1 pseudogene is annotated in these 281 nt (G+C 38.8%); it reads left to right on the top strand.

The features are described from left to right. A pseudogene (locus ACG9ZB_RS17225) lies at positions 1-281 on the top strand (RNA-guided endonuclease TnpB family protein); the annotation flags it as partial.

The raw sequence follows: 281 nt of genomic DNA, 5'->3' as shown, positions 1-281 counted from the left end.
CACTTAAATTACGCATAAAACACAAACACAGCAAGGTGCTCGAACAGTTAGCATCTGAGGTGAACTTTGTCTGGAATTATGTCAATGATTTAAGTTGTAGACACCTAAAAGGGAAAGGTGAATTTCTTAGTACTTACGACATTGCCAAGTACACAAAAGGCACATCCAAGGACTGTAATTTACACAGCCAAACGATTCAGGCTGTGACCGAAGAATTAGTCATACGAAGAAAGCAGTTTAAAAAATCAACATTGAAATGGCGGGTCAGCAACAGGAAATCA

This window comes from Acinetobacter johnsonii (assembly GCF_048551975.1).
Taxonomy (GTDB): Bacteria; Pseudomonadota; Gammaproteobacteria; order Pseudomonadales; family Moraxellaceae; genus Acinetobacter; species Acinetobacter johnsonii_A.
The sequence above is the reverse complement of the archived record's forward strand: the minus strand, read 5'-3'. Positions and strand labels throughout refer to the sequence as shown.